This window comes from Leptospira kmetyi serovar Malaysia str. Bejo-Iso9, assembly GCF_000243735.2.
GTDB classification, from domain to species: Bacteria; Spirochaetota; Leptospiria; order Leptospirales; family Leptospiraceae; genus Leptospira; species Leptospira kmetyi.
In genome coordinates this window covers 352,454-377,428 of record NZ_AHMP02000003.1, presented here as the reverse complement: position 1 = coordinate 377,428, position 24,975 = coordinate 352,454, and the positions used below count along the sequence as shown (strand labels likewise).

The 24,975-nt window shown below is 46.2% G+C and carries 20 protein-coding genes and 2 pseudogenes; 8 read left to right on the top strand and 14 right to left on the bottom strand.

The window, feature by feature from the left end; all coding sequences use genetic code 11:
* Positions 1-101: 101 nt before the first annotated feature.
* The 10 genes from hisF to hisD are packed head-to-tail and all read right to left on the bottom strand — an operon-like array spanning position 102 to position 14,393.
* Positions 102-872 (bottom strand): imidazole glycerol phosphate synthase subunit HisF, encoded by a 771-nt coding sequence (hisF, locus tag LEP1GSC052_RS04120; protein ID WP_010574557.1) that lies wholly within the window; start codon positions 870-872, stop codon positions 102-104.
* Positions 869-2,332 carry an Asp-tRNA(Asn)/Glu-tRNA(Gln) amidotransferase subunit GatA gene (gene gatA / locus LEP1GSC052_RS04115; protein ID WP_020986365.1) on the bottom strand — a complete coding sequence of 488 codons (1,464 nt, stop codon included), beginning with the start codon at positions 2,330-2,332 and terminating at the stop codon, positions 869-871. Before gatA ends, hisF begins: the two co-directional genes overlap by 4 nt.
* On the bottom strand, positions 2,329-2,619 hold the full coding sequence (gene gatC / locus LEP1GSC052_RS04110; protein ID WP_010574556.1) for an Asp-tRNA(Asn)/Glu-tRNA(Gln) amidotransferase subunit GatC: 291 nt from the start codon (positions 2,617-2,619) through the stop codon (positions 2,329-2,331). Before gatC ends, gatA begins: the two co-directional genes overlap by 4 nt.
* Positions 2,620-2,645: 26 nt before the next feature.
* Positions 2,646-4,061 carry an undecaprenyl-phosphate glucose phosphotransferase gene (locus tag LEP1GSC052_RS04105; protein WP_010574555.1) on the bottom strand — a complete coding sequence of 472 codons (1,416 nt, stop codon included), beginning with the start codon at positions 4,059-4,061 and terminating at the stop codon, positions 2,646-2,648.
* Between the two features lies 1 nt (position 4,062).
* On the bottom strand, positions 4,063-7,053 hold the full coding sequence (locus LEP1GSC052_RS04100; protein WP_040912825.1) for an LPS-assembly protein LptD: 2,991 nt from the start codon (positions 7,051-7,053) through the stop codon (positions 4,063-4,065).
* A 39-nt stretch (positions 7,054-7,092) separates the two neighbouring features.
* Positions 7,093-7,941 (bottom strand): undecaprenyl-diphosphate phosphatase, encoded by an 849-nt coding sequence (locus LEP1GSC052_RS04095; RefSeq protein WP_010574553.1) that lies wholly within the window; start codon positions 7,939-7,941, stop codon positions 7,093-7,095.
* A 6-nt stretch (positions 7,942-7,947) separates the two neighbouring features.
* Complete coding sequence (locus tag LEP1GSC052_RS04090) at positions 7,948-8,682, bottom strand: lipoprotein LipL31 (protein ID WP_020985829.1); 735 nt, start codon at positions 8,680-8,682, stop codon at positions 7,948-7,950.
* A gap of 48 nt (positions 8,683-8,730) precedes the next feature.
* Positions 8,731-12,243 carry a transcription-repair coupling factor gene (gene mfd / locus LEP1GSC052_RS04085; RefSeq protein ID WP_020986125.1) on the bottom strand — a complete coding sequence of 1,171 codons (3,513 nt, stop codon included), beginning with the start codon at positions 12,241-12,243 and terminating at the stop codon, positions 8,731-8,733.
* Positions 12,240-13,097, bottom strand: a complete 858-nt coding sequence (gene panC, locus LEP1GSC052_RS04080) for a pantoate--beta-alanine ligase (RefSeq protein ID WP_020986242.1) — start codon at positions 13,095-13,097, stop codon at positions 12,240-12,242. Before panC ends, mfd begins: the two co-directional genes overlap by 4 nt.
* Before the next feature lie 15 nt (positions 13,098-13,112).
* Complete coding sequence (gene hisD / locus LEP1GSC052_RS04075; protein ID WP_010574549.1) at positions 13,113-14,393, bottom strand: histidinol dehydrogenase; 1,281 nt, start codon at positions 14,391-14,393, stop codon at positions 13,113-13,115.
* 99 nt (positions 14,394-14,492) lie between these two features.
* On the opposite strand from hisD, the gene LEP1GSC052_RS04070 reads away from it, so the two are divergent.
* A complete protein-coding gene (locus LEP1GSC052_RS04070; RefSeq protein WP_020986495.1) occupies positions 14,493-15,254 on the top strand; it encodes an exodeoxyribonuclease III in 762 nt (253 codons plus the stop codon).
* A gap of 285 nt (positions 15,255-15,539) precedes the next feature.
* On the opposite strand, the gene LEP1GSC052_RS04065 is transcribed toward LEP1GSC052_RS04070, so the two are convergent.
* A complete protein-coding gene (locus LEP1GSC052_RS04065) occupies positions 15,540-15,941 on the bottom strand; it encodes a hypothetical protein (protein ID WP_010574548.1) in 402 nt (133 codons plus the stop codon).
* A gap of 419 nt (positions 15,942-16,360) precedes the next feature.
* Between LEP1GSC052_RS04065 and LEP1GSC052_RS04060 the strand changes: the two genes are divergently transcribed.
* Positions 16,361-17,542 (top strand): AraC family transcriptional regulator, encoded by a 1,182-nt coding sequence (locus tag LEP1GSC052_RS04060; RefSeq protein ID WP_020986780.1) that lies wholly within the window; start codon positions 16,361-16,363, stop codon positions 17,540-17,542.
* 51 nt (positions 17,543-17,593) lie between these two features.
* Positions 17,594-18,451 (top strand): sterol desaturase family protein, encoded by an 858-nt coding sequence (locus tag LEP1GSC052_RS04055; protein WP_020986318.1) that lies wholly within the window; start codon positions 17,594-17,596, stop codon positions 18,449-18,451.
* A 146-nt stretch (positions 18,452-18,597) separates the two neighbouring features.
* Here LEP1GSC052_RS04055 and LEP1GSC052_RS04050 read toward each other — a convergent pair whose 3' ends face one another.
* The gene (locus tag LEP1GSC052_RS04050) at positions 18,598-19,491 is read right to left on the bottom strand and encodes an alpha/beta fold hydrolase (protein ID WP_010574544.1); all 894 of its coding nucleotides are present in this window, start codon (positions 19,489-19,491) and stop codon (positions 18,598-18,600) included.
* 145 nt (positions 19,492-19,636) lie between these two features.
* On the opposite strand from LEP1GSC052_RS04050, the pseudogene LEP1GSC052_RS21780 reads away from it, so the two are divergent.
* Both LEP1GSC052_RS21780 and LEP1GSC052_RS21775 read left to right on the top strand, forming a co-directional pair.
* Positions 19,637-20,369 (top strand): annotated as a pseudogene (locus tag LEP1GSC052_RS21780) (DUF4147 domain-containing protein); the annotation flags it as partial.
* Positions 20,370-20,449: 80 nt separating this feature from the next.
* A pseudogene (locus LEP1GSC052_RS21775) lies at positions 20,450-20,986 on the top strand (MOFRL family protein); the annotation flags it as partial.
* 16 nt (positions 20,987-21,002) lie between these two features.
* Here the strand turns inward: LEP1GSC052_RS21775 and LEP1GSC052_RS04040 are convergent.
* Positions 21,003-21,995: a GGDEF domain-containing response regulator gene (locus LEP1GSC052_RS04040; protein WP_010574542.1), complete on the bottom strand. Its 993-nt coding sequence runs from the start codon at positions 21,993-21,995 to the stop codon at positions 21,003-21,005.
* A 140-nt stretch (positions 21,996-22,135) separates the two neighbouring features.
* Between LEP1GSC052_RS04040 and LEP1GSC052_RS04035 the strand changes: the two genes are divergently transcribed.
* From LEP1GSC052_RS04035 to LEP1GSC052_RS04025, 3 genes are all read left to right on the top strand, one after another.
* Entirely contained in the window at positions 22,136-22,540 is a 405-nt protein-coding gene (locus tag LEP1GSC052_RS04035; protein WP_010574541.1) for a hypothetical protein, read from the top strand.
* A 68-nt stretch (positions 22,541-22,608) separates the two neighbouring features.
* Entirely contained in the window at positions 22,609-23,085 is a 477-nt protein-coding gene (locus LEP1GSC052_RS04030; protein WP_010574540.1) for a four-helix bundle copper-binding protein, read from the top strand.
* A 20-nt stretch (positions 23,086-23,105) separates the two neighbouring features.
* Positions 23,106-23,537, top strand: coding sequence for an LIC13259 family plasminogen/vitronectin/complement-binding protein (locus LEP1GSC052_RS04025; RefSeq protein WP_020985536.1), 432 nt, complete (start codon positions 23,106-23,108; stop codon positions 23,535-23,537).
* Here the strand turns inward: LEP1GSC052_RS04025 and LEP1GSC052_RS04020 are convergent.
* Complete coding sequence (locus LEP1GSC052_RS04020; RefSeq protein ID WP_020985771.1) at positions 23,534-24,970, bottom strand: sensor histidine kinase; 1,437 nt, start codon at positions 24,968-24,970, stop codon at positions 23,534-23,536. The genes LEP1GSC052_RS04025 and LEP1GSC052_RS04020 overlap by 4 nt on opposite strands.
* Positions 24,971-24,975: the final 5 nt, after the last annotated feature.

Below are 24,975 nucleotides of genomic sequence, written 5' to 3'. Positions count from 1 at the left end.
TCCACCCTAAAAGCGGGTGGGGTGCGCAAGATTCAACGGTAAGATTTTGTCGGAACTACGACAGGGTTTCGTTCACGATATGATTTTCAGAAATTCTATCTTCAGTCCAAACGAACCGAAATTCCCATTTCCTGCATCGCACGTTTTGTTTCTCGGATGGAATATTCTCCGAAATGAAAGATGGACGCCGCAAGAACCGCGTCGGCCTTTCCGCGCAAGATCGCTTCGACCATGTGTTCCGGATTCCCGGCTCCGCCCGAAGCGATGATCGGAATTTCAAGCGCGGAAGAAAACGTCTTCAACAAGTTGATATCGAATCCGTTTCGAGTTCCGTCCCGGTCCATCGAAGTCAAAAGAATTTCACCGGCGCCTTTTTCGGCGGCTTCCGCGGCCCAATCCAAAGCTTCTCTTCCTGTTGGCGTCCTTCCGCCGTGCAGAAAAATTTCGTAACGATCCCTTTCCTTATGAAACTTAACGTCGATGGCGCAAACGATACACTGTGATCCGTAGATCTCCGAGGATTGCCTTAAAAGTTCGGGATTTTGAAACGCGGCCGTGTTCATGGAAACCTTGTCGGCTCCTTTTTCCAAAACGGCGCGCACGTCGGCAACGGTTCGGATTCCTCCACCCACGGTAAACGGAATGAAGATTTTTTCGGCGATTCTTTCCACAAGATGCAAAAGAATTTCTCTTCGATCGGAAGACGCGGTGATGTCCAGAAAACAAAGTTCGTCCGCTAAATTCTCCTCATAGATCGCCGCGGATTCGACGGGATCGCCCGCGTCCACGAGATTGACAAAGTTCACTCCCTTGACCACGCGTCCGTCCTTGATGTCCAGACAGGGAATGACTCTTGCCGTCAAATCGCTCATCCGATCTTTTCCGGAAATTGAATATTCAAACCTTCTAATGTAGAAAAAGCCTTTGCCGCTCCGAAAAGTTTTCCTTCTTCGAAATGCGGAGCCGTAACCTGCAATCCGATCGGTAGACCTTTGTCGTCCGTTCCCATCGGAACGCTGATCGCGGGAAGACCCGCCAAGTTTACGCTCGTGGTCCAAATGTCCGCTTTGTACATCTGAACGGGATCTTTCGTTTTTTCTCCGATCTTAAACGCGGTCGTAGGCGACGTGGGCTGGAGAATCAAATCCACTTTGGAAAAGAACGATTCGTATTCTTTACGGATCAGAACTCTCGCTTTCTGAGCGGTTCCGTAATAAGCGTCGTAATAACCGGCGGAAAGGGAGAATGTTCCCAAAAGAATTCTTCGTTTCACTTCGGGACCGAATCCTTCGGTTCTCGAATCCACAAAAAGATCCTCGAGTTTTCCGGTCTTATCCTTTCTCGAACCGAAACGGATTCCGTCAAAGCGTGAAAGGTTGGAGGAACATTCCGCGGTAGCGATGATATAATAGATCGGAATCGCAAAACTGAATTTGGAAAAATCGAGTTCGACCAGGGTCGCTCCCTTTTCTTTCAATTGTTTCAAAACGTTTTCATACGCCTTTGTGACTTCCGGTTGAATTTCGGGAGTCATCTTGATCACGCCGACCTTCAATCCTTTGAAGTCCGGAACCTGAACGGAGTCCGCGGAAAAACCCGGACGATTCACCGAAGTGGAATCCCGAACGTCCTTTCCGGAAATCACGGAATACAAATCGATACAACCTTGGACGTCTCTGGAAAGAGGACCGATCTGATCCAAACTCGAAGCGTACGCGACAAGACCGTAACGGGAAACGGTTCCATACGTAGGTTTTAATCCGAACAAACCGCAAAGAGAAGCCGGTTGACGCACCGATCCTCCCGTGTCCGAACCCAAGGCCAAAGGAACCATAGAAGCCGCAACCGCAGCCGCAGATCCACCGCTCGAACCGCCGGGAATTCTTTCCAAGTCGAACGGATTGCGAGTGGTCTGAAACGCGGAGTTTTCCGTGGAACTTCCCATCGCAAACTCGTCCATGTTCGCGCGCGGAAACAAAACGAATCCTTTTTCAAGAAGTTTTTCGACCGCGTTGGCGTTGAAAGGAGATTTATAATTTTCTAATATTCTTGAGGAACAGGAAGTGATCGAATCCTGGATGCAGATATTGTCCTTGATCGCGACCGGCATTCCGTCGAATTCGGAAAGAGGTTTTCCCGCTTTTCTGCGTGCGTCGCTTTCCGCGGCCGCGTCTAAAATCCGTTTCTCGTCCAAGGAAAGAAACGCCTTAACGGAGCCGTCGACTTCCTTGATTCGATCGATACAAGCCTGTGCGAGTTCGGTCGCGGAGATTTTTCCCGAGTTCAGGGAAGTTTTGAGTTCAGTATAAGATTTTTTTAATATTTCGTTCATGTTTCGATCACCTTAGGAACGACGAAATATCCGTTCTGAAACGAAGGAGCGAACTTTTCGATCTCTTCTCGGGAAAGATGTTTTCCCATAAGGTCGGGACGAATCGCATTCTCATGCTGAAAATAAATCTCGTCGTCTCCGATGGAACTTACGTCCAGACCTTTTACCTGGTCCACGTATTCCAAAATCTTGTTGAAGTCGGTCAGAGCGGATTCTTTTTCTTCCGGGCGGATTTTTAAACGCGAGAGTTCGGCGATTTTCTGCAAAGAATCTTCGTTCAGGTTCATGATTCTCCCCTTGCGGTCAGAGTGTTTTAGTATGCGTTTTTGTCCATGATTCCTTTAAAAGGAGTCAGTAGAATAATCTTGAGATCGAGCCAAAGCGACCAGTTTTCGATGTAGTAGATGTCGGCGGCAATCCGATCGTCGATCGAAGTGTCCCCCCGAAGTCCTTTGACCTGGGCGAGTCCGGTGATTCCCGCTTTTACGGCGTGTCTTCTCATGTAATGTCTGTGATCGTTCTTGAACTTTTCCACAAAATGAGGACGTTCCGGTCTCGGTCCGACGACGGACATGTCCCCGAAAAGGACGTTGAAAAACTGAGGGGTTTCGTCCAAGGAAAGTTTGCGGAGAATTTTTCCCACGCTCGTGACCCTCGGATCGTTTTGGATCGTCCAAGTCGTTTCGGATTGGCTTTTCGCCTGAACGACCATCGTTCTGAACTTGATCATGTTGAATTTCTTATTATCCAAACCCACTCGTTCCTGATAATAAAACACGGGACCGGAGGAAGTGAGTTTCACGAGCAAGGCCATCAATAGATAAAACGGGGAGAAAAACAAAATGAATAGAATGGAGAACGCGAGATCGAAGATTCTTTTGATGAATTTATTATAACCGAGTCGGATCGGAATGTTTCGGATGGAGATCACGGGAAGTCCCTCCATCTCCTCCACTCTTCCCCGAGCTTTGATGAATTCCTGAAAACCGGGAACGATCTTGAGATCGATTCCTTCGTGATCGCAGGCGTCGAGAACCTCTTTTAAATAATCGCCTTCGGAAGGTTCCAGAGTATAAACGACCAGGTCCGGTCTTTCTTTTTCCAAAACCTGCGCGATCTTTTCGATCTTACCGATGACCTTCATGTCCTTACGAACCGGTTTGGCGGTTTTTGTCTGAACGAACCCGAGAATTTTGTAACCGTAAATTCCGTGTTTGATGACCGCGTCGTTAAAACGTTTGGAGGTTTCGGAAACTCCGACCACAAGAACGCTTCTTAGGTTGTAACCTCTTTTGCGGAGAGTTTGTAAAACCAGTCTCGCCGTATAATGAAGAACGCTCGAAGTCAGAGTGTTGATCGTCGCAAACGCGAGAATGACGTATCTCGAAAACCGTTCGCTTCCTAAGTCGCCTCGAAAGAAGAATAAAACCGCAAGAACCAAAACGAGATTTAAAAAAACGCCGCTTACGATGGTCAAGAATTCGTCGATAAACGAAAGACCTCTTCTCGGATGATAGAGATCGATCGCGATGAACACGATCACTTGAAAGAACGCCAAAAGAAAGAAAAGAAAGATATAACTTTCCACGTCCACGTATCGGCGATCGGCCCCGTTCTCGTCCAGAAAGTAAAATCGGAAAACGAACGCGAGCGCGCCGCTGAAAAGCGCATTCACAAAATCTAATACGGTAAAGATCAGTTTGAACGTTTGGCTTCTTTCCTTCAGCATATCAAGGGTTCTCCGAAGAAATTCCCGCGCGGTCTCCCGTTTGGAAAGGACGTTTTCTGAAACGAAACAGACGGACTCTCGTAAGTTCCGAAGAATCCTGTTGACCCAAGGTGAAGTCGCTGATCGAAATCGAAAAGAACACGGATTGATCGTAAAAGGAAACAAGACCGTCCGTTCTTCCGCCCGGAACCGCACGCAAGTCCATACTGTAACCGAGTCTAAAGTTCGCGGTATGAAGGTTGTATTTGATGGTTCCCATAAAGCGGTTGATGTTCAAGGCGGTGTTCTGTCTCGCTCCGTTTCCGTTCACCCCGGTTCCGTCGACCAAGTCCCTTTGGAGAGTGGTTCGATCCAAGTTGAGATTCGCGACGGAAGTCGTTGGATCGTTTCCATAATAGAACGTATCGTACGTATTTCCAACCTGATTCGTATATCTCCAAGGCTGACTTACGCGAGAATCGAGTTCCGCTTCGATTCCCAAATGTCTCGTAAAGTCCACGTTCGCTTTTACGAACACACGATAACCGTCCAGAATCGGACTGTTGTAGACGTGATACCAGGTTCCGCCTAACTCGAGTTCGCGGATCAAACGGATAAACGGAAGAGTAAATCCGCCCATCTTATACGAAGCGGTAAAACTGTTGGAAAGAGGTTTCGCTTTTGGGTTATGATGTACGTAGTCGTTGTTGATAAAAAGACCGGAATAAAAACTTCTCTTCTTCTCCAATAAGGAAGCTCGTTTCGGACGAAACCCGTCCAGGAAATCGAAGTAACCCGAAAATCTTGCGACCGTAAAATACCATCGTTCCGCGTCCGTTGGTTGTGGTTTGTATTCGGGGGAGAAGTTTCTCAAATCCCGTATGGTACGAACCGAAATCTCGAAGTTCTCAAGCGCGTAACTTTCCAAGGAAAGTTCGAGTTCGTGTTGTCTCGTTTTGGCGAGAATCGGATCCTGTAGTTCCGGTTTATACGCTTCGAGTTTTCTGTATGTCGCATTAAAAAATAACAATGGAACCCCGAATCTTAAATTCGAGGAGGTTCTTACGTATTCGTAGGATTCTCTCGCAAGAAAACGTTCGAGAGAAGTAAACGCGTTATCCGTAACACCGGTGACCGCGGCGTTGTTTCGTACCGTCGCGGATTGTTTTTTAGCTCCGAAAAATGCGTTGGGAGTAAAGGTAAGATAACTTCCGAAATTCAAGGTAGTTCGAAGACCGGACTCGCCTTGCGTAAAATACTGTGTTCTTAAGACGTTTTCCTTGTAATTGCCCCAAGGATCCTGATAAGAACCGTCGAGCGTCGGAATGTTTAAATTCTCCCTTGTGGGAACTCCGTAATACCGGAGAATCATATTGGTGAGATATACGTCCCAATATACGGGCGCGTTGAAATACGGAAGCCTTGTAATCTCGGAAGAATTTCGAATCGTAGTCGTAGGAAGGACGTCCACTGTCGGAAAGTATCCCGACTTACCCGTCGGGTTCAAGATATAGTAGAGCATGTTCCGTTTCATTCCCACGTTGATGGAAAGATCTCCCCGGTTCTCGGTGTAATCGAACTTCCATTCGAGGGTGTTTCGGATAAAACCGAGACGAACGTTTCTCGCGGTGTAAAGGGATTGGAGAGTGTTCGCTGGTTCGTAACGGTTTCCGTATTCGTATTCAAAAAGTCTGTTGGTGTAGTTTTCGTATTGAAGACTGATGTTTCGCGTAACGTCTTTTTCGGTGTTGTGGAATTTGGAGTTCAACATGATTCTCCCCTTCCACCAAGGTTCCGTATCCTCGCCGATTCTTCGAAGAGGAGCGTTCGGATCCGCGGAGTAATACGCCCCGCGATCGACCTGATTGGTAACCGCGCTCGTTCCGATTCCGAAGTTATGAAAACGATCCTCATACGCGCCGGAAATCTGATAGTTTTTATGATTCGCGTAACCGATATCGATCAAATAGTTTAAGAAAGGACTTTGTTTCCACATCTCCAAGTGAAACGCCTGCCCCGTCTTTTCGTAAAAGTCGGCGCGGACCTTGTAACCCATCGGAGCGATCGCGAAGGTCGGCATCACGGACCACTGATACGAGTTCTGCATAAACAGACCCTGCGTATTGTTCTTACCCGCTTGGGTGATCCATCCGTTTCCTAAATTGCTGTTGTATAAAAAAGGCAACCAAAGAACGGTAGTGCCTCCGACCTGATAACGAACGTTAGTCGCCATTACCGTTTTATCGTCGTAGATATAAAGGCGATTGACCTTAAAGGAATAATGCGGTTTTTCCGCGTTACAAATCGTGAAGTAACCCATCTCGAGCGCATAACGTTTGTCGTCTAGTTTCTTGAGTTTCTCCCCGATAAAATGAGCCGGTGCGAAGGTTCCTTTCGTTTTGTAAACGACCCCTTTTTCCAAACGAAAATCGTAGATGAACTTATCGCCTTCCACGACCGCGCGTCCGTCCTTGTAGACGATCCCGCCTTCCGCGTAGATTTCTTGACGTTCGCTGTCGACCGTGATCGTTTCGGCTTCGATGGAACCCGAACGAAGTTTCAAACGAACCCGTCCCCGAAGCACGAGAACGCCCGATTTATTCTTATCTACTTGAAGGAGTTCTCCTTCGGAAGCGTTTTCGATGGAAATCGGAAGGGCCTTTTTTTGTTGAGGAATTTGTGCAAACGGATCGGCCGCGACGGGAACCGCTTCTTCCAAGGCCGCGCGCAAACGTTTTCTTCTGCTGAACAAGGAACCGTCCCGAGTCAAACCGAGGGATAATAAAAGATCGTCCACTTCCCGGTCCGGAAGAGTGTCGATGGACTTTCCAAGAAGACGGTTTTTCGCTCGGAGAATGGCGAGTTTCTTATCGTCTCCCGGAGAAGAAGAAGGACTTTGATCGGAAGATCCCGCTCCGCCCGTGATAAAACGAAGCATCTGTTCTTCGGTCTGGGCAAAGATAGGAAGGCCCAGTAGCATAAAAAATAGAATCAGAATCAGACGGAGATGCATTCCGGTACCGGTGTCAGATTATTCTCGTGAATTAGATTTTCATCTAATAAATTTAGTGAAAACGAGAACGCCGACCCCCAATAAGATTCTGTAAACCCCGAAGACGGAAAACGAATGTCTCTGAAGATAGCGTAAAAACCAACGGATCACCAAGGTGCAAAGAAGAAAGGAAACCAAAAATCCGAAGGCTAAAACGGGGATCGTATCTCCGTTCAGAATGGAACGATATTTATAAAGTTTGTATATACCCGCCGCGAGTAAAACGGGAACCGCAAGAAAGAAGGAAAACTCCGCGCTGCTCCTCGTATCCTTTCCTAAAAAACGAGCCGTGATGATCGTCGCCGCAGATCTAGACATACCGGGAACGAGAGCCATACATTGAAAGATTCCGATGAGAATCGAATCCTTAAAACCGATGGGTTCGCGTTCTCCGCTTCCTTGTTTTTTATGAAAGAACCATTCCGCGATGAGAATGAGAATTCCGCCGAAGATCCAGGCGCCCGCGAGAATCTCCAAAAGATCCGGTCTTGCTTTGATCGTGTCCAAAAATTTCTTCGCGATAAAACCGGCCGCTAAAATCGGAAACGCGCCGATCGCAATCTGAATGAGAAAGTGAAACCCATGAGGGTCCGCGTTTTGTTTGGTTACGTATTGAAAGGAAGAAACGATCTGCGATCTGAATTTTTCCCGATACAAATACAAAACGGAAAGAATCGCTCCGCTTTGAATGAATATATCGAAGAGGTCGTCAAATTCAATTCCGAAATTCTCCCCGCTGAAAGGAAAGAAGGAACTGAATAAGAACAGGTGTCCCGTGGAGGACACCGGTAGAAATTCCGTGATCGCCTCAATGATGCTTCTCAGAAAGGCGTTCAGATAATGGTTCAAGGGGATTTACTGTCCGGGAGTTTTCGGAGTTTCCGTTGTTTTAGGAGCTTCGGTTCCGGTCGCGGGCGTTTCCTTTTTCTCTTCGGTTGCAGGCGCTCCGACTTTTCTCTTTAAGAAAGCTTCGAGGTCGAACTTGTCGTTGTGTTTGATCGAGACTTGTTCTTTGATTCTTTCGAGAACCTTAGGAAGAATTTCCTGAGACTTGTCCTTTTTCAACTTCGCTCTCGCGAAAAGGATACAACGATCGATCGGAAGAGAACCGATTTGAGGTTCTTTCGCGCGGAGTTTCTGACATTCTTCCATCGCTTCTTCTTCGGAGATCTTGATCTTGCTTTCCACAAGGTGCATTACGTAAAGCTGAGAAACGATCTGCATCTCTTGAAACTTAAGAATCTTTTTGATGTCGTCGCGTTTCGTGAAACCGTCTTTTTCGGCCGCGATCGTCGTGATCATCATGTCTCTGTACTGATCGTAAAAATTCTTCTTTTGAAACTGATAGTTCAAAGCTCTCATCTGCTCGGGAACTTCAGCGATATCCTTTTGGATGAACTCGAGAAGATTTTCCTTCTCGATGTTTTGAACTCGGCTCATCGCGTCGATGGCCACGTTATAGGTATCATCAAAACTATTTACAGTGATTTTGTTTCCATCGAGGGTTTCGATCACTTCGGAGTTATCTCCGCAACCCGCAAAAAAAGCGGTAGAAAGAGCAATAAAAATCAGAATAATGTTTTTTTTCATCGGACTTAGGGTTCCTGGTGCAAAGGATAGGATTCGGGGTTTAGTCGTCTATACTTTTTTGGAAGGTAACATTTCCGAAAGAAGAAAGATCAAAGTATCGAGCTTTTCCTTCTCCGATTTTTTTCCGGTCTGAAAAATCAGCACGTTCGGTTCCCTCGGGTTGAGAGTTAAGCCCGTTCTCGCGGAGATCAGTTGAATGATTTTTACGTTATCGCCTCGGAAGTAAGAACCGGATTTCAATTTGATTTCATCCTTCATTTCCGCGACGGATTCGAAACCTAAATTGGATGCGAGAGTTCTAATCTTCTCCAAAAGAATAAAGGTTTTTGCATCTTCGGGAGGTTCTCCGAAACGATCCACCATCTCGGTGTAAACCTCGTCGATCTCTTCCAGATCCCGTGCGCCTTCGAACTTTTTGTAGAACTCGATCTTTTGTCTTGTATCCGCAATATATGTTTCCGGAATGAAGAAGTTCGTGTTCAAGGTCACGGAAGTTCTGACTTCCACGGCCACTTCTTCTCCCTTGATTCTTGCAATCGCCTCTTCGAGCATTCTCACGTAAAGATCGAATCCTACTTCCATGATGTCTCCGGATTGTTCTTTCCCGAGAAGATTTCCCGCGCCTCGGATTTCAAGATCCCGCATCGCAACCTTAAAACCGGAACCTAACTCCTGATATTCGTAGATCGTGTTGAGACGTTTTTCGGCTTGTTCGGTGACGACCCGATCCTTCGGCAAAAGCATATACGCGAACGCCTTTCGATCGCTTCGACCCACTCTTCCCCGAATCTGATACAACTGGGAAAGACCGAATAGATCCGCGCGTTTTACGAACAACGTGTTTACGTTGGGCATGTCGATTCCCGATTCGATGATCGTCGTTGTAACCAAAATGTCGTATTTGCGATTGTAAAAATCGAGAAGCGTTTCTTCGATTTCGTCCTCGGTCATTTGTCCGTGCAGAACTCCGATCGAAACCTCGGGAACGATTTCGTTCAGATATTTCGTTTCTTGTTCGATGGTTTCCACTCGATTGTAGAGATAAAAAACCTGACCGTCCCTTTGAATTTCGTTTCGGATCGCGTCCGCGATCAGATCCTCGTCCTCTTCGAGTACGTAGGTTTCGACCGACTGACGGTTCTTAGGCGGAGTGGCGATGATGGAAAGTTCGCGGATTCCGGTCAAGGCCATGTGAAGCGTTCTCGGAATTGGAGTCGCGGTTAAGGTGAGAACGTCGACGAGATTCTTAAACTTCTTGATCGCTTCCTTGTGATTGACTCCGAATCTTTGTTCCTCGTCGATGATCAGAAGTCCCAGATTTTTCGGTTTCAATTTCGGGGAAAGAATGGCGTGGGTTCCGATGATCATGTCGATTTTTCCGAGACTGAAGTCGGAAAGAATATCTCTCGTTTCCGCGGCCGTTTTAAAACGGGAAACGAGTTCTACGCGAAGCGGATAGTTTTCGAAACGGTTCTTAAACGTATTATAATGTTGTAATGCTAAAATCGTGGTGGGCGCGAGCATCATGATCTGACGGCCCGCCATCGCGACCTTAAACGCGGCTCGGATCGCCACCTCGGTTTTACCGTAACCCACGTCCCCGCAGACAAGACGATCCATAGGACGGGGCGATTCCAGATCCTTTTTGACGGCTTCGATCGCGTCGATCTGATCGGGGGTTTCCTCGTATTCGAACTCGGCCTCGAATTCTTCCTGATAGATCGTGTCGGGTGGAAACGCGTAACCCTGAAGTTTCAAACGATTGGAATACATCTGAACCAAATCTTCGGCGAGCGCTTCGACTGCCTTTTGAACACGGTCCTTGGTTTTTTTCCAAGTGCTCTTACCAAGACTGTCCAAACGAGGAGATTCTGTTCCACCGATATATCTCTGCACCAGAGAAATCTGATCCAAGGGAACGAATAAAGAATCCCCTCCCGCGTATTCCAGTTTCAGAAAGTCTCGTTCTTTACCGCCCGCGTTCGTTCTTTCGATCTTTAAAAACTTACCGACCCCGTGATGGATATGAACGACGTAATCCCCTTCTTTGAGATCGATAAAACTCTGAAGAGCCTTGCTGTTCTGCTTTTTAAAACGGGTTTTGCGTTTGTATTCTCGGCCGAAAATATCGTTTTCGGAAAGGATTAGAATTTTCTGATTTTCGAATATGAATCCGTTTCTGAGTTCGGATAACACGAGAAAGGCGTCCTTTTTGTGTTTGCCCAGATGAAACGGAATCGGCTCGGCGGAGTCTTCGTTTAACAAAACGATTCCTTCCTTTTCGAAAAGCCCTTGTAGTCTTTTTGTCTGAGCCTCGAACGAGGAAGTTAAGACGATCTTCCAACCGCCTTCGTTTCTGAGTTCGGCGATCTTTTCGCGGACTTCGCGGATTTTTCCCTTAAAGGCCGGAGCTTCCTTCAAAGAAGAAACCAGATCGTTTCCGTTTCTCGGAGGAAGACCGATGAACGACAAACCGATCGAATCGGTCAGAACCCGATGTTCTTCCCCGAAGGATAAAAGTTTTTCGGGCGGAGCGCAGAGGATTTCTTTGGAACGTTTTTCGAACAAGGAAACGTATTCCCGTTCCAAGTGGAGAATTCTTTCCTTCACCGTATTCGGAGAAGGAAACAAAAGAACCGGAGGTTCCGGAAAATAGGAAAGAATCCCGTGATTCTCCCTTACCAAAGGAACGAGTTCCTCGTAATAAATTCCGTAGTTCGCTTCCGGGATTTCGGGAAGATGCAGGGAAGAATCCGCAGACTTTAGAAGATTCTGATATTCTAATTTTTGTTCGTCCGAAAGGATATATTCGTCCGCGGGAAGAAGAACCGCTTTGTTCAGATCCGCCATCGATCTTTGGCTGTCCGGATCGAAGGTTCGAATCGATTCGATTTCCTCTCCGAAAAGGTCGATCCGCACGGGTTCGGTGGAATAGGAAGAATAAATATCCAGGATCCCGCCCTTCAAACTGAATTCGCCGAAGGTTTCACAAACGTCCGTACGTTTATAACCGAGATCGATGAGCCCGATGAGAAGACTTTCGAGATCGATTTCCTTTCCCTTTTCCAAAACGATCGCTCGTCCTTGCATCGTTTCGATCGGAGGAAGCGTTTTTAAAAAACCGGCGACGGAAGTAAAGATGAGCGCGGGTTCGCCGGAGAGAATCTTTGCGATCGCCTTGATTCTTTCCCGTTTCATTTCGGTCGGATAACGAAGATATTCGTAAGGAAGAACTTCTTGACCCGGAAAATAAACGAGATCGCTCGCGGGAAGAAAACTCAAGGCTTCCCGGTATAAAAACTCGGCGGCGGTGTTGTTTTCCGAAACGACCACGACCGTTTGATTCAATTTTTGGAATAAAGAAGAAGCTAATATGGAATGACTTCCCGCCGTCACGGAATACACGTTACCCGAAATCTCTTCGTTTACGGAAGAAGAGGATTTCGCGGCCGCCGCGGAAGCGACGGATGTTTTCTTTTTGGGAACGACGTTCTTTTTTTTGGGTGAAGAATCGAATTGGGAAAACAATTCTTCGCCGATGATCCGAAGAAGATCCTTCATAAGGGATTCACGCTCAAGGTGATGTTGTCGATCAAACGCACAGGTCCGATAAAAACGGCGACCGCGAGAAGAATGTTCCCTACCAAATTTTCCAAAGGTTCGAGAGTGTCCGCGTTCAAAACTTCAAGATAATCCAAACGAATTTTGGAAGAAGAATCCAAAACGTCCTTCATGATGTCGCGCACGAGAACCGGATCTTTCATCCCGGAAAGAATTTGGGTTTCGCCGAGACGAAGGGCTCTGGAAACCAACAAGGATTCTTCCCTTTCCTCTTCGCTGAGTCTTGCATTTCTGGAACTCAAAGCCAAACCCTTTCCCGATCGAATCGTTTCACAACCGATCACTTCGACCGGAAACGCAAGCGTCTTACAAAACTCGCGGATCAAAAGATATTGTTGATAATCCTTCTTTCCAAAAAACGCGAGGTCCGGTTCCACGAAGTGAAACAATCGGGAGATCACGAGAAGAACTCCCTCGAAATGTCCGGGTCTTGAGACGGCGCAGAGATTTTTCATCAGATGAGGAATTTGCAAAATTACGTTCGGAATTCCGCCGGGATACATGGCCTCTTTGTCCGGTAAAAAAACGAGATCCACTTTTTTGGATTCGCAGAGTTTCAAATCCCCTTCCGTGTTGACCGGATATTTGGCGTAGTCTTCCGGATCGTTGAACTGGGCCGGGTTTACGAAAATCGAAACCACGGTTTTATCCGCTTTGGAAACGGATTCGTCGAACAAGGTCGCGTGACCTTCGTGAAGATAACCCATCGTGGGAACAAATCCCACTTTTTTACCTTCGGCCTTCCACTTGCGGACTTGGGCCCCGACTTCTTCTGGAGTTTTACAGATAATCATAAAATTTGAATATTCTTAAGTTCTAATTTTTACGGAGGTTCCGTGTTCCTCGTCCAGACCTTCGAATTCCGAAAGAACCTTTACGTGCGGATAAAGATCCGCCAAGGATTCCTTGGAAACCTCCTGCCAGGTGACCCGTTTTAAAAACGTGGAAACTCCCAAAGAAGAATAGATTCTCGCGGCGCCCGCGGTGGGAAGAATATGATTGGTCCCGCTGATATAATCTCCCATCGCCACGGGAGAATAATTCCCCAAAAACACCGAACCCGCGTGGCGGATTTTTTTCAGATCCTCTTTGAAGTTTCGAGTCTGGATCTCCAGGTGTTCGGGAGCGAAAAGATCGGAAAACGCAAAACATTCTTCTAAATTAGGAAAAACGAATATTCTTCCGTGATCCTCGACGGACTTGCGTTTCATTTCGCCCCGTTTGGGTCTTTCGACCAGGGCCTTTTCGACTTCGACTTGAACCTTTTTGGCGAGTTCGATCGAATCCGTACAAAGGATCGCAACCGAATCCTCTCCGTGTTCGGCTTGGGATAAAAGATCCGCGGCGACCCAGACCGGATTTGCGGAATCGTCCGCGATCACGAGCACTTCGCTCGGACCGGCGGGGCTGTCGATTCCGATCACACCTTGACCGCTGAGATAAACTTTTGCGGCAGTCACAAACTTACTACCCGGACCGATGACGAATTCGGAAGAAGGAATACTTTCGGTTCCGTAAGAAACCGCCGCGATTCCCTGCGCTCCTCCCGCGAGAATGATCCGATCCGCGCCCGCAATCTTCGCTGCGGCAACGAGTCCGTCGGGCAAGGCCCCTTGTTGTGGAGGTGTAACGATTTGAATGTTTTTCACTCCCGCGAGTTTGGCGGGAATCACTCCCATCAAAATCGTGGAAGGATACAACGCCTTTCCGCCGGGCGCGTAAACCGAAACCGATTCCACGGGAGTATGGCGAATCCCGAGTCGGTTTCCATGAACGACGATTTCCTTATCTTCCGGAATTTGAATCCGATGAAACGCTTCTATGTTTTGGGCGGCTTTTTGAAGAGCGGTTTCGAGTTCCGAATCGATCTTCGGTTTCAAACCGGCAAGATCGAGAACGAAAGAATCGGGAACCATTCCGTCGAACTTCCGAGTATATTCTCTGAGCGCAGAATCCCCGTTTTTTTGAACGTCTTCGATGATCGGTTTTACGATCGTCAAGGTGGAACTTAAGTCCTCTCGAGCGCGTTTCAGAACCGGATCCAAAACGGACCGATCTTTCAGACCGACTTGCAGAATTTGTATCGCCATTTCAAAAACCAGAATTTCCGGAAGAACTGTTCCTGCATCTGAAATTTACACAAAAAACAATTGCCCGGAAGAAGAATTCGTTCAATTTACACCTTGCCTATGAAACTCATATCTCTCAACTGCAACGGAATCAGATCCTCGTTGGAAAAAGGACTCGCCGATTACATTCGGAATACGAAACCCGATTTCGTTTCCTTTCAGGAAACCAAGGCGATGCAGGAACAAGTGTCTCCTTTTTGGGAAGAACTCGGTTACAGTCCCGTCTTCAACAGCGCCGAAAAAAAGGGATACAGCGGGGTCGCGATTCTTTATAAAAAGCCGCCTCAAAAAATCACGATCGGAATCGGAGATCCTTTTTTCGACAAGGAAGGAAGAAGCATCTATCTGGAATATCCCGGTTTTGCCCTTTGGAACTTGTACTTTCCATCCGGTACGACGGGGGACGTGCGTCAAACCGCGAAGATGAAATTTCTGGATCTGTTTCAAAAAGAAGCCGCGAAAAGAAGAAAAAAACAACCCAACATCATCGTATGCGGGGACGTAAACATCGCGCATACTCCGCAGGACATTCACGATCCGAAAGGAAACGCGAAGAGTAGCGGATTCTTACCCGAAGAAAGAGAGTGGTTGAGCGGATTTTTAAACCAAGGCTGGGTGGATACGTTTCGATATCTGTATCCGGAGAAACAGGAATATTCGTGGTGGACGTTTCGCGCCGGAGCTCGCGCTAAAAATAAGGGATGGAGAATCGATTATTTTTTTGTTACCGAAGAACTTAAGAAAAACGTAAAGTCTCATTCTATTTACAGAGAAAAACCGCTTTCCGATCACGCTCCTTTGGAATTTGAGATCAAACTTTAAAGGAATTTTTAGAAATGTGGGAACTCTTACAAGCTGATCGTTTTTGAGTAAATCCTTAAAAATGTAGGATCTCCCACAAGCTGATCGTTTCCGAGTAAATCCTTAAAAATGTAGGATCTCCCACAAGCTGATCGTTTCCGAGTAAATCCTGAAAAATGTAGGAACTACCACAAAATCAAAACAAAGCTCTCACCTCCAACGGACAATAAAAAAGGACGCTTTAGAGCGTCCTTTTTAAACTGTTCAAAAACTTCCGATTTCCGGAAGAACGAACCGATCTTTCGATCAGCTCGCTTTTTTCGGAAAATCCGGAATTTTCCAATCCTTCAGATCCACCGGAAATTTCGGTAAGAATTTTTTAACCAATCCGATCGCATCCGATTCGAACAAAAGTACGTTATCCGTAATTCTATCTTGAGACTTGGAACGGACGATTTTCTTTTCGGTAATCGTCCCGTGCAGTAGGATCGGATCTTTCCAGAAAGGAATTCTCACTTCCAAGGTAGCCGATTCGCCCACCGAGTCCGTGTTAAAACGTCCGAGATTTAAACTCATGGACGTGCCTTCCCAACCGCCGATTTCAGCGGAATAATTTCCTGTTTTACTGTGAACTTCCAAGGGAATGCGAACGGATTTTACGGATTCCTTTACGGAATCTTTTAAATCTTCGATCATTTTTTCGAGCATTTGGCGCCTCCCTTCTAAGGAGAAAAGAACATTATTTTGTCCCATTATCTTTGTCCTATTAGACGTTGTGCAACGCAACAACAAAACAAATTTCCCAAACTATTGGAATCTTAAACGAATCTGTTTCTTGTAAAAACATCTGAATTCTTTGTTTTTTTCATTCTTTCGTATGTTTTTAATTTTTTCAGTTTTGGATCCCAATGAAACCGAGCGAGGACGGGTTTTGGCTCAACATTCCTATCCACACCGCCGCCCGACCTTCTGATTCTCGGAAATCCGAGAAAGAATATAAGGAGTTCGAACCCTTTTTTCTTGCGATCGTTCCATTTTCGGCAGAATCAAACGTTCTTTTTATACCCCCAAAAGCTTAGTTTTGCTTTCCAAAGGAATGAACTCGGTTATCCTACGAAAAAAGTTCCATGTTTGCGTTTAGCCTCGGAAATTTAGAAATCCATTCCATCGTTTCCGGATTCGTCGGGTTTACCTCCGCGCTTTCCCTGCTTTTTATTTTGGGAGAAATCCCTCTCGCGCTCAAAAATCGGAGAAATACGATTCTTCTCATTTTGTTCGTGGCCGTTTTTATCTTTCAGATCCACGCCTATCTTTTGGTGAGTAAGAATATTCGATTCTTCCCTCATCTGTATGCGATCCATCTTCCTTTGGCGGTTTTGTTCGGACCGTTGTTGCGATCCTACATCTCCAATCTTTGGGAAGAAGAAAGTAAGATTCCCCTCTTTCGTCTTTGGGATTTGATTCCGTTAGTCGTCATTCTCGTCATTATGTTCCCGTTTTACCTCTCTTCGGAAGAAAACAAACTGGAATGTCTGAGACAATCCGCCGCAGGAAATTTCTCCACCGATCTAAGAATCGGAATCGCGGTGATGTCCTTGACCCTGCTCGGTTATCTCATCGATATCATTCTCAACCTAGTGCATAGAATCCGTTGGATCGTGATTTACACTCGGCCCGAAATCCGTTTGATTCTGTTTATTCTCGCGGTTGCCGTTTCTTCTTCCCTTTTGGGTTTATCCACGAGCATCCAACAAACCGGCGTAGTTCGTTTGGAAATTTCTTCCGTTCTCATCGGAGTTCTTCTTTGCGGGATTTATATCATTCGTCAGAGCCATCCCGAAATTTTCAGCGCGGTTCAAAAGATCGTGGAAGAGGAAAGAAAATACAAAACGACCCAGCTCAAGTCCGTGGATCTGGAATCCCTGGAAAAGAATCTGAATTCCCTGATGAAAGAAAAAAAGATGTACAAAGAGGAGAATCTCGGGCTCGCAAGATTGGCCGAGGAACTCGGAATCTCTTCGCATCAACTTTCGGAATATCTCAATCTTCACGTAAAAAGAAGTTTTTTCCAACTCGTCAACGGATATAGAATCTCCGAGGCGAAACATCTGCTCCTCCATTCTCCCAAGGATACGGTTTTGTCGATCGCCTACGAAGTCGGTTTTCAATCCAAATCCTCGTTCAACGAAGCGTTTCGAAAAGAAGTGGGTTTGAGTCCGACCGAATTTAGAAAAAAAGGCGAATCCAAGGACCTGATTGATAAGTCAGGTCGTTTTTTTTCGACCGTCTCGACCAAGTCGGACGATTGATTTCCGAAACGAAAGTAAACTCTTCTCAAGTAAACAGGGGAGATTCTTTCCATGAATCCAATTCAGTGTGAGTTAGTCCTAGACTGCGTTCAAAAGATCGGATTGTTTCAGTTCACGATGAACGTCATCCGTTATTATCCGATCGCGGGTTTGGCATTTTTGATTTTTTACGTTTGGAAAAAGGACAGTTTCCATCGTTTCAGAATCCAATCCGTTTATCCAAAGATGGAAAAGATCAAAAACGAAATCAAACAATCGGCCGTGACCCTTTTCGTTTTCACGATCATCGCAACGACCAATATCGTTTCAGCGAGAATGGGACTGATTCCGAACAACGTCTACTTCGGAGATTATTCCTCACACGGCGGAATCCCTTATATGATTCTTTCCTTTCTTTTGATTACGGTCTGGCACGAAACCTGGTTTTATTGGGCGCATCGTTTGATGCATCATAAGAAGGTTTATTCCAGAGTGCATTCGGTGCATCATCAATCGGTCAACCCTTCTCCGATCGCCGCGTATCACTTTCATTTTCTGGAAGCGTTTTTGGAAGGAATCTACATCGTATTCTTCGTTCTTTTGATTCCGATCCATTTTCACGTGCTTTTGTTTCACACGTTTTACGCGATGATCATGAACATCTGGTGGCATTTGGGATACGAGTTTCTTCCCAAGTCCTGGACTAGACATCCGATTCTCAAATGGATCAACACTTCGACGCACCACAATCTCCATCACCAAAAGTTTCACGGCAACTACAGCCTTTACTTCAACTTTTGGGATCGGATTATGGGAACGAACTTTCCTTACTACGAAGACTACTTCGAATCTCTTGCGGACAAACGTTCCGCCAAAGGAAGCGATTCCAATCCTAAGATTCAGTGGTCCGAGTCACCCGCGGAAAGTTAAGCGGCAACGAACCCTTCCTCAACCCAAACTTACGAAACACATCTGGCCGCGTTTCGGTGAAAACCGAACGCGGTTTTTTTATTTTGAACGGAGAATGTAGAACGCGGACTTCCCTCACCTTCGCGGAAACCCGAAAGAATATGCAGTTATTCTAATTTCAAAAACTTGAATATTTCTTTGGAGACTTGGGCAGGCGCTTCCAAGGGTAAAAAATGTCCGGCCTTTCCGATCACCTGAAACGAAACTCTGGAATAGAACTCGGATTCCAATCCCTTATATACCGAAGTGGAAATACATTCGTCGTTCTCTCCGGCCAAAACCAAGGTGGGAACAGAAATTTTTTGAAACACGAGTTCCCGACTCGAGTTCCAGAGCGCGAGATTTCCCGGGGTCAACAATCCTCTGTAATACCCGAGCGCGGCGGTGAGATGTTCGGGAACTTTTAGGTTTTCGGAAACCTCCCGGAAACGATCTTCGGGAATTTTCCAACCGGGGCTCCAATCCTCCCAAAGTCTGCGTAGAAGTTCGTTTTTGAGAAGAGCCGATTCCGGAATCCCCGCCCTCAATTGAAAGAATAGAATGTACCAGCTTCTTACGATTTGGGAAGGATATACGAACAGGTTTTTGATATATGTCGGAAGCGGTGGAACGGAAAGAGCGACTAACGCATCGATGGATCCCGGCGAAAGATTCGCGACGGCGTAGGAAGCGATCGCCCCCCAATCGTGACCGATCAAAACCGTGTTTTCCGATTTGAATTTCGTCTTTAAGGATTCTATGATAAACTTCAGATCGCCCGCGAGTTCGGCGATGCTTACGGTCGTCGAAAAAGGAACGTTGGAACCGGGAGAATATCCTCTCATATACGGAGCGATACAGGTGAAATCCTTCTTCGAAAAAATTTCCATGAGTTCCTTCATGGAACCCGCGTCGTCCGGAAATCCGTGAAAGAAAAAGGCGAGATTTTTCCCCTTACCCAGACTTAGATATTTATATTCCCTTTCTCCGTTTTTTAAGCTAGAGGTTTTGATTTCGGACATGAATTCTCCTGATTGCAAACGCCGATTCGAATGCGGCGTCTAACGTTTCCGCGATTCCCGCGCGGAACTACATTGGTTTTTCGAAATCAAATGTCAAAGGAAATAAAGACTTCTTTTTTTCCCCGAAGATTCGGATTCTGATTTCGTGCCTCGTTTCGATTTTGATCAAACTCGAATCCCGAATCTCCATTATCCCCGATCCGTTTTATCGTATCTGGGCGCGTTTGCGATCCGCAAATCCCTTCCGGGTCCGGCAGTTCACAACTTTTTGACAAACTCAAAACCTTCCGGAAGAATCCTTCTTCTTTCGATCGGAAAAGCCGCCGAGGAAATGTCCGCGGCCGCGTATGAAATTTTAAAAGATCAAATTTTCGCGGGAATGATTCTTACCAAATATGGACATACGTCCGGAAAAAAATTTCCGCCCTTGGAAATTTTGGAAGCGGGTCATCCGATCCCCGATGCGAACAGCATTCTCGGCGGAAAAAGAATTTTGGAACTTTGTTCTCTTTTGAAACCGGAAGATACGGTTTTGGTTCTTCTTTCGGGCGGGGGTTCGGCCTTGATGGAAGTTCCCGCGGAAGGTTTGGAATTGGAGGATTTGATTTCCTGGAACTCGAAACTTTTGGCGAGCGGAGCGGAGATTCAAGACGTGAACTCGGTTCGAATTCTATTGTCCTCGATCAAGGGAGGCGGACTTTTGTCAAAGATTCTTCCCTCGAAATCGATCACTTTGATTCTTTCGGACGTTCTCGGAGACGATTTATCCAAGGTCGCTTCGGGGCCTACGATCCCTTCTCGGATCGAAAATAATTCTATTTTAAGAATATTCAAAAAATATAATTTATCAACGGATTCCAAACTCGAATCGATTCTGGATCGGCGAGTCCAAGAAAACCAACGACCGACGATGTCAAAAGAGAATCCGTCAAGTTCGAAATCAACCCCTTTCGACGAAAAAAGAAACTCCGTAGAATCTATCGGAAACGTATCCCAAACCCTGGCGCATCTTCAAGAAGAATGCAAGAATCTAAATATTCCCGTTTTATTATATACTTCCTCCTTAAACGGAGAAGCGAAGGAAGCCGGGTATTCTCTCGCGTCTCTTGCTTTGAAAAAACTCAAAGATACAACCGGGCCTTTGTTGATTCTTTGCGGAGGGGAAACTACCGTGACACACGACGGAAAGGGAAAAGGAGGAAGAAATCAGGAACTCGCCTTGGCCTTTGCCGAAAAAATCTCGGGACAAAGAGGAATCACGTTCTTATCCCTGGCAACGGACGGAAGCGACGGACCGACCGACGCAGCGGGAGCGATCGTAGACGGAAGCACTTGGAAAAAAATCGAGGAATCTACGGACCCGCAAGCGGCTCTTCGAACTCACAATTCGTACGAGGCTTTGAAGACGGCGGATTGTCTCGTATTTACGGGAGCGACCGGAACCAACGTAAACGACATTCAATTTTTATGGATCGATCCAAACGAAGAACGTTAGTCGAAATTTCGCGCGTTCAATCGCCTTGAGGATAAAACCGAAGACAGTTTCTTCCTTCTTCCTTCGCTAAGTAGAGGGCCTTATCCGCCCGTTCGATCAATTCCGCGATAGAATTTTCGGGACTCGGACTCAAAGTGGCCATTCCGATGCTGATCGTGACGATCGAAGAAGTTTTGGAAGCGATATGGGGAATCGCGAGTTTTTCCACCCTTTCCAAAATGTTTCTGCTTACGATGACCGCGTTGGACTCGCTCGTTTCCGGAAGAATCACGGAAAATTCCTCGCCCCCGTAACGCGCTGCTACGTCGCCCGCTCTTCTCGCACAATCTCGAATCGCGGAGGCGACTTGTTTCAAACATTGATCCCCGCCTTGATGACCGTACGAATCGTTGTAGAGTTTAAAATGATCGATGTCCAACATCAAAAGCGCGACGCTCGTTCCCGTTCTCCAGCAACGTTTCCATTCGGTGGCGAGAACCTCGTCGAAATATCTTCGGTTGTAAAGACCGGTTAACGCGTCCGTTCTCGCGATCGCCACGAGATAAGCGTTCACTTCTTGGAGTTGATCGGTGAGTTTTTCGAGTTCTTTTTCCCTTTCCTTTCTTCGAGTCATCTCTTCAAAAAGACGAAGAGCGGAACGAACCCGCGCCAAAAGTTCGTTGGCGTCGAACGGCTTTACCACGTAATCGATCGCGCCCGTATCGAACGCTTCTTGCAGAACGTTCGATTCTTTGAGCGCGGTGATCATGATGACGGGGATGTCCTTTAATTCTTCCTTTTCACGGATCATCTTTAGAATTTCAAGACCGGTGATTCCGGGTAAAAGAATATCTAATAGGATGAGTGAGAATTCCTTTTGAGGAGGATCCGAACTTTTTAAACTCAGCCAACCGATGACCTCATCCGGAGATTGACTCGTCTTCGTGTCCTTGTATCCCGACTTTCTCAGAATACCTTGCATCAACATGCAATTCTCCTGTGCGTCGTCTAAAATGAGAATGGAATTCATCACGGATGTTCTCCTCGGTGTTTCAAAGTTTCGCCGAGCCTCGGAAGGATACTAAGCTCTACCGAATTATAAATGAAATCAAACGAATTTTTTAAAAACTTCTTGCCTGATCCTTTGATTCCCAAAGTCTAAGGGGCAGGATGAGCAAAAAAACGAAACGTCTGGCCGCTCTTTTTGGCATGACCGGTTTGGTGGTTGCCCTCCTTTGTTTTACCGTAATGCTTTCCGGAAATCAATGTCCGGCCTTCGGATTTTCCGAACAAATCTCGGCTAACGATCTTCCTCCTTGTCATCAAACCGAAAAGTCGAACGATCCCGTTCCAACCTGTTCTTCCTGCGACATACTCGTTTCTCCGGAATCCGTTCATCCGAAAACTCCCGAGTTGGATAGAAATTATTTTTTGGTTTTGTCCGTTCTGCAGAACCCCTTCGATTTCGGATTCGGAATTCATACCGATCGCAAAGATTTGTATGGTCGAAGTCCGAACCCGAGCTCTCAAAAATTCACGTTTCAATCGATCGCATCGGTTCGACTTCTGATCTGATCCATCCTTCCCTTTTTTGTTTTACCCTTTAAACTCGTTTTTTGAATTTTAGAATTAAGGAATATTGTATGTTGACTAGAAAAGAATTAATCTCTCAATCCGCCGCACTGCTCGCGTTTGCATCCGCCGGTTCCCTTTTGGCAAAAGAATCCGGACACAAACACCACGAGTCCTCCAAGAAATCGGAAAAACCCGCATCGGGCGCGGCTCCGAAAAAAGTGGATCGTAAAACACTCGAAGCGGCTTCCAAATGTATCTTAAACGCGGAAATCTGTCTTTCTCATTGTGAGGAGAATCTTTCCACCGGAGATACGATGCTCGCCGATTGTTTAAAAACCGTAAAGGACACTCTGGCTCTTTGTAAGGCGTTCGTAAGTTTGGGCGCTTCCAATTCTCCGCTTACAAAGGAAATCGCCGCGGTTTGCATCAAGGCTTGCGAAACCTGCGAGAAAGAATGTAGAGTTCACGAATCCCATCACGAAATCTGCAAGAATTGCGCGGACAGCTGTAAAGAATGTATCGCGGAACTGAAAAAAGTCGCGTAATCCAGGAAGGAATAAAAAAAATGAAACAGAAAATTATAATATTCTCATTGATAGCTCTTGTCGCGTTCGGTACCGCCGAAGCGAAGTCGATTCTTCCCACAAGACCGACGGTCCTCGCGGAACTGGATCAGATCCATCATTCCTTTTTACACGGAAAGGAAGTGAACACGGATAAATTGATCGCGGTTTTACAACAGGAAGTGGCAAGGGATAAATCGCTGACTCCCGCGTTGAAAGCGGCCGAAAAACTCAAGGCGTCGACCGACGAAAAAACGAAACTCGATGCCTACGGAGAACTTTCGGAAAGCCTCAAAGAGTATATTCAAAAAGATGAATCCACCGGGTTCCACGTTTTTTACTGTCCCATGGTAAAAAAGAAATGGATCGCGTCCGGCGATAAGGTTCAAAATCCGTACGATCCTTCGATGAAGGGTTGCGGAAAAAAAATCTAAGAAAGCTCCTTTTCCGGGAATTGGATTTGAAATCTGGTTCCCGGACTTAAGGTTTCCAACTTCAACTTCCCTTGGATCTGTTTGGTTAAAATCGTAACGAGCTGTAACCCGAGCGTTTCGTGATCCGCATTTAAAAATTCTTCTGGAATTCCTTTTCCGTTGTCTTCGATCACTACCGTAACGATTCCGTTTTCGGAACGCGCGATTACCTTTAACGTTCCTTGAATTCCGTCCGAAAACGCGTGTTTGATCGCGTTGGTCACGAGTTCGCATACGATCAATCCCAAAGAAATCGCGATGTTCATGCTGAGAATCAAACCCTTCGCTTCGATCGTTTGACGGATCTTAGGATCGACACCGTAAAGATTCCAAAGATTTTGAAGAAGCATGTTCAAATAACTGTCGAAGTCCACGTGAGAAAGATCTCTGGACTTATACAATTCGTTGTGGACCAAAGACATGGAGAATACGCGGCTCTCCGTATCCTTTAGCAGACCGTAAAGTTCTTTTGCGGTGAGTTCCCTTGACATAGCATTGTCCGCTTGCAGATTCAAAAGGGAAACCATGATCTGCATGTTGTTCTTGACCCTGTGATGAATTTCCTGAATCAGAGTGTCCTTTTCGGCCAAAGAAGCGAGAATCGATTCGCGGTTGCGGACCATTTCGGTAACGTCCGTAACCACCGCTAAATCCAGAATCTGGTTTCGATAACGAAATTTATAAACGGTCGTATCGGCGATCAATTCTTCCCCGTTCTTTTTTTTGTGAACGACGGAGGAAGCCCGATTGACTCCGAATTTAAAGGTAAGAATTTCCTTTCGAACCATATCAAAATCGACCGGCTCGAAAATCTTGAGAATGTTTTTGCCGATCAAATCCTTTTCTTCGTAACCGTATTTTTCAAGGACGGCCTGATTCACTTCCAAAATTTCAAACGTATCGTGTTCGAATAAAAACGCAGGATGCGGATTGTATTGAAAAAACAAACGGTATCTTTCTTCGCTTTCCTGTTCGAATACGTTTTTCTTTTCGAGTTCCAAAGCGAGACGATTTCGTTCATACGCAAAGATCAAAGAACGGCTCAAGGAATAAGAATCGAACTTTCCCTTATAAACGTAATCCTGCGCACCGATCTGAAGCGCGTTCACCGTAATTTCCTTGTCCTCGGCTCCACTGCAGATGATGACCGGAATTTGCGGAAATTTTTTCTTGATTTCGGATAACGCTTCGAGACCGGCCCGATCCGGAAGCGAAAGATCCAAAAGGACGAGGTCCGGATTTTCGTGCGTAATTCTACTGAGACCCGCGGTAAAATCCTCGCTTCGGCTGATTCGAAACGAAGGGCTCTGCGACTCGCCCAGATATTCCTGGATCAATCTGTAATCCGCGTTCGAGTCTTCGATCAAAAGGACTGAAAAAGAATCTTTAAACATAAAGG

Excerpts from the sequence above, each read along its gene's own strand:
- LEP1GSC052_RS04030 (WP_010574540.1), top strand. The coding sequence starts at position 22,609 with ATGTTGACTAGAAAAGAATTAATCTCTCAATCCGCCGCACTGCTCGCG.
- hisD (WP_010574549.1), bottom strand. The coding sequence starts at position 14,393 with ATGGCGATACAAATTCTGCAAGTCGGTCTGAAAGATCGGTCCGTTTTG.
- LEP1GSC052_RS04025 (WP_020985536.1), top strand. The coding sequence starts at position 23,106 with ATGAAACAGAAAATTATAATATTCTCATTGATAGCTCTTGTCGCGTTC.
- LEP1GSC052_RS04065 (WP_010574548.1), bottom strand. The coding sequence starts at position 15,941 with ATGCTCGAAAAAATGATCGAAGATTTAAAAGATTCCGTAAAGGAATCC.
- gatC (WP_010574556.1), bottom strand. The coding sequence starts at position 2,619 with ATGAACCTGAACGAAGATTCTTTGCAGAAAATCGCCGAACTCTCGCGT.
- LEP1GSC052_RS04055 (WP_020986318.1), top strand. The coding sequence starts at position 17,594 with ATGAATCCAATTCAGTGTGAGTTAGTCCTAGACTGCGTTCAAAAGATC.
- LEP1GSC052_RS04100 (WP_040912825.1), bottom strand. The coding sequence starts at position 7,053 with ATGCATCTCCGTCTGATTCTGATTCTATTTTTTATGCTACTGGGCCTT.
- LEP1GSC052_RS04105 (WP_010574555.1), bottom strand. The coding sequence starts at position 4,061 with ATGCTGAAGGAAAGAAGCCAAACGTTCAAACTGATCTTTACCGTATTA.
- LEP1GSC052_RS04060 (WP_020986780.1), top strand. The coding sequence starts at position 16,361 with ATGTTTGCGTTTAGCCTCGGAAATTTAGAAATCCATTCCATCGTTTCC.
- LEP1GSC052_RS04035 (WP_010574541.1), top strand. The coding sequence starts at position 22,136 with ATGAGCAAAAAAACGAAACGTCTGGCCGCTCTTTTTGGCATGACCGGT.
- mfd (WP_020986125.1), bottom strand. The coding sequence starts at position 12,243 with ATGAAGGATCTTCTTCGGATCATCGGCGAAGAATTGTTTTCCCAATTC.
- LEP1GSC052_RS04020 (WP_020985771.1), bottom strand. The coding sequence starts at position 24,970 with ATGTTTAAAGATTCTTTTTCAGTCCTTTTGATCGAAGACTCGAACGCG.
- panC (WP_020986242.1), bottom strand. The coding sequence starts at position 13,097 with ATGATTATCTGTAAAACTCCAGAAGAAGTCGGGGCCCAAGTCCGCAAG.
- LEP1GSC052_RS04070 (WP_020986495.1), top strand. The coding sequence starts at position 14,493 with ATGAAACTCATATCTCTCAACTGCAACGGAATCAGATCCTCGTTGGAA.
- hisF (WP_010574557.1), bottom strand. The coding sequence starts at position 872 with ATGAGCGATTTGACGGCAAGAGTCATTCCCTGTCTGGACATCAAGGAC.
- gatA (WP_020986365.1), bottom strand. The coding sequence starts at position 2,332 with ATGAACGAAATATTAAAAAAATCTTATACTGAACTCAAAACTTCCCTG.
- LEP1GSC052_RS04040 (WP_010574542.1), bottom strand. The coding sequence starts at position 21,995 with ATGAATTCCATTCTCATTTTAGACGACGCACAGGAGAATTGCATGTTG.
- LEP1GSC052_RS04090 (WP_020985829.1), bottom strand. The coding sequence starts at position 8,682 with ATGAAAAAAAACATTATTCTGATTTTTATTGCTCTTTCTACCGCTTTT.
- LEP1GSC052_RS04050 (WP_010574544.1), bottom strand. The coding sequence starts at position 19,491 with ATGTCCGAAATCAAAACCTCTAGCTTAAAAAACGGAGAAAGGGAATAT.